Annotated in this window: 3 protein-coding genes and 1 tRNA gene; 2 read left to right on the plus strand and 2 right to left on the minus strand. The window is 67.2% G+C overall.

What is annotated here, in order from left to right:
• Positions 1–125 precede the first annotated feature (125 nt).
• Positions 126–1,475, minus strand: a complete 1,350-nt coding sequence (locus tag EVS83_RS15375; protein WP_133502060.1) for a sigma-54-dependent transcriptional regulator — start codon at positions 1,473–1,475, stop codon at positions 126–128.
• A 280-nt stretch (positions 1,476–1,755) separates the two neighbouring features.
• A tRNA-Val gene (locus tag EVS83_RS15380) sits at positions 1,756–1,830 on the minus strand.
• A 183-nt stretch (positions 1,831–2,013) separates the two neighbouring features.
• Here EVS83_RS15380 and fabA point away from each other — a divergent pair.
• Positions 2,014–2,529, plus strand: coding sequence for a 3-hydroxyacyl-[acyl-carrier-protein] dehydratase FabA (gene fabA / locus EVS83_RS15385; RefSeq protein ID WP_133502062.1), 516 nt, complete (start codon positions 2,014–2,016; stop codon positions 2,527–2,529).
• Positions 2,529–3,135: beta-ketoacyl synthase N-terminal-like domain-containing protein (locus tag EVS83_RS15390; RefSeq protein WP_281275124.1), on the plus strand; the 607-nt coding region annotated here is incomplete at its 3' end. The genes fabA and EVS83_RS15390, both read left to right, overlap by 1 nt.

A 3,135-nucleotide genomic window follows, 5' to 3' on the forward strand; every position in this document is an offset into this window, starting at 1 on the left:
TCCCCATCTCGATCATGTAGCGCGCGGCCGACGTCGCCATCGTCAGTGCGTTGACCTCGTTGGAGAGGTCGTGTCGCCAGCGTCCAAAGGGGTGGGGCGTTAGAGGGCCGTGCGGTGGAAACGGCTCAGACATGCGGTATGGCGTCGTCGCCGGCTACGGCCAGTCGCGCGAGCTGGTTGTGGATCGTGCGCACGCTGACACCGAGGATGCGCGCGGCTTCGGTCTTGTCGCCGTCGACCTTGGTGAGCGTCTTGAGCAGCATCTCGCGCTCGACGTCGGCATAGCTCATGCCCACATGGAACACGATGCTGCTGTCGTCCTGGTGCAAAGGAAGCGCGCGGCGACCAAGGACCGGAATGCGAACGAGCGGCCCATCGCTCAGCAGATAGGCGCGCTGCACCACGCTACGCAGTTCGCGGATATTGCCGGGCCAACCGTGGCGGACCAGCATGCGCTCGGCATCGGGTGCGAGTTGCTTGACCTGGCCGTGCTCGGCGTTGAGTCGTTCGACGAAGACGTTCGCGAGCAGCACGACATCCGTACCGCGCGCACGCAACGGCGGCAACGCGATGACGAAGTCGGCGAGGCGGTAATACAGATCCTCCCGCAGCTTGCCCTGTTCGATGCTCTGGATCGGATCGCGATTGGTCGCCGCGACGATGCGCACGTCGACCGGAATGTTCTCGCTGCCGCCCACGCGCGTGACTTCGCCGGTTTCCAGCACGCGCAGCAGGTAGACCTGCAGCGCGGGCGGCATCTCGGTGATCTCGTCGAGGAACAGCGTGCCGCGATTGGCCTGTTCGAAATAGCCGACGTGCCGCTGCTGCGCGCCGGTGAAACTACCGCGCTCGTGGCCGAACAGATGGCTGGCGAGCAGATCCGGTGCGATCGCACCGCAGTTCACAGCGACAAATGCGCCACGACGCCGGCTGCGATCGTGCACCGCGCGCGCCACCAACTCCTTGCCCGTGCCGCTTTCGCCGGTGATGAGCACGGAGACGCGTGCCGGTGCGACGCGGTCGAGGTCGACCGTCAGCTGCCGCATCGCATCGCAGTCGCCGACGATGCCGTCCGGTCGCGCGCCGGCGATCTGGGCGAGCGCGCGTGCGGACGCCTGGCTCAACAACGATTCGAACTGCTGCGGGCACAGCGGCTTCAGCAGGTAATCGAGCACCGGCAGGCCCACTGCACGCCGCGCGGTCTCGAGCGAGGTCTCGCCCGTCATCAGGGCGATGCGGCTGTGCTGGCGGGCATCGAGTTCGGCGAGCAGGTCGAACGCGGTTCCGTCCGGCAGCGTCACGTCCAGCATCGTCAGGTCGCTCATGCCGCGGCCCATGGCGCGACGCGATTCTTCGAGCGAGTGTGCGATCGACGTCTGGAAGCCGTGCGCGCGCGCGAAATCGGCGGCGGCGGAGGCGAAGTTGGCGTCGTCGTCGACGATGAGTACGGACGGCTGCTGTTGCGCGTCGGCCATGACGGGTCCCGGAATTCCAGTGCGCCGGAGGCTAGACGCGCCGCGGTTAACGCGACGTGTGAGTCTGCAACCATTTCTCAGGTCTGCAGAACGTTCTTCACGCACGAATGGCCGCTGTGACGTCGACGTAACTCGGCGCGTGAGCGAAACCGCGCCGTTGCTGGCTCGCACTCGCTACAGCCGCTGACAGCCGCTTCGCCATGCGCGCGATTCGCAGCATCCATGCCAACGCGGACGACGGAAACGAAGAAGCCGCCCGAAGGCGGCTTCTTCGTTGATCTGGTGGGCGGTGCAGGGTTCGAACCTGCGACCCTTGCCGTGTGAAGGCAATGCTCTACCGCTGAGCTAACCGCCCGGGTGGCCGCGCAGTATAGGGGAGGGTCCGCGCGTCGCCAAGCCTTCGCGCCGGTTTCACGTCGCCGATCAGGCCCTGCGTGCACGCTGTCGCGCTGCCCCACGCCTTCCCACCCTACGCCGGCGAACTGAGAGGATCGGACGCCAGCGGCTAGACTCGCCGGCTTTCCCCCGCGCCACACCGATGACACGTCCTTCTTCCTTCGACCGTGAGCAGCTTCTGGCCTGCGCGCGCGGTGAGATGTTCGGCCCCGGCAACGCCAAGCTGCCTGCGCCGCCGATGCTCATGTTCGACCGCATCACCGAGATCGCCGACCAGGGCGGTCGCTACGGCAAGGGCGTGATCCGCGCCGAGCTCGACATCACGCCGGACCTCTGGTTCTTCGGCTGCCATTTCCTCGGCGATCCGGTGATGCCGGGTTGCCTCGGCGTCGACGCCATGTGGCAGCTCGCTGGTTTCTACCTTCCGTGGCTGGGCGAACCCGGCCGTGGTCGTGCGCTTGGCGTGGGCGAAGTGAAGTTCAGCGGGCAGGTGCTGCCCGACGCGAAGGTCGTCTCCTACGAGATCGACATCCGCCGCGTCATGCGCGGCAAGCTCGCGCTGGTGATCGCCGACGGCCGCACCTACGTCGACGGTCGCGAGATCTACGTCGCCAAGGATCTGCGCGTCGGCCTGTTCGGATCGACGGAGGGCTTCTGATGCACAGTCGCATCGTCGTCACCGGCATGGGCCTTACGTCGTGCCTCGGGCGCGAACTCGACACCGTGTCCGCGTCGCTGCGCGAAGGCCGCGCCGGCATCCGCTACATCCCCGAATACGAAACGCTCGGCATGCGCAGTCGCGTGGCGGGCGATCCAGCCATCGACCTCGACGCCATCATCGATCGCAAGCTCCGCCGTTTCATGGGCGACGCCGCGGGCCATGCCTACGTGTCGGCGATGGATGCGATCGCACAGGCGGGCCTCGATCCCGATGCACTGCGCAGGCCGCGTGCGGGCGTGACCGCCGGTTCGGGCGGCGGCTCGGCGCAGTGGCAGATCGAAACCGGCGAGCTGCTCAAGACCAAGGGCGTGCGCCGCATCGGGCCGTACATGGTGCCGCGCACGATGTGCTCGACGGTGTCCGCCGCGCTGGCGACGGCGTTCGGCATCCAGGGCGTGAGCTATTCGATTTCCGCCGCGTGCGCGACCTCCGCGCACTGCATCGGTGCCGCGGCCGACATGATCCGCCACGGCGTGCAGGACGTGATGCTCGTCGGTGGCGGCGAAGAATTGCACTGGGGCATGACGTCGCAGTTCGATGCGA

This window comes from Cognatilysobacter terrigena, assembly GCF_004361065.1.
GTDB lineage: Bacteria > Pseudomonadota > Gammaproteobacteria > Xanthomonadales > Xanthomonadaceae > Cognatilysobacter > Cognatilysobacter terrigena.

Bases quoted from the DNA above. Each gene is read 5' to 3' on its own strand.
- fabA (WP_133502062.1), top strand. From the start codon at position 2,014: ATGACACGTCCTTCTTCCTTCGACCGTGAGCAGCTTCTGGCCTGCGCG.
- EVS83_RS15375 (WP_133502060.1), bottom strand. From the start codon at position 1,475: ATGGCCGACGCGCAACAGCAGCCGTCCGTACTCATCGTCGACGACGAC.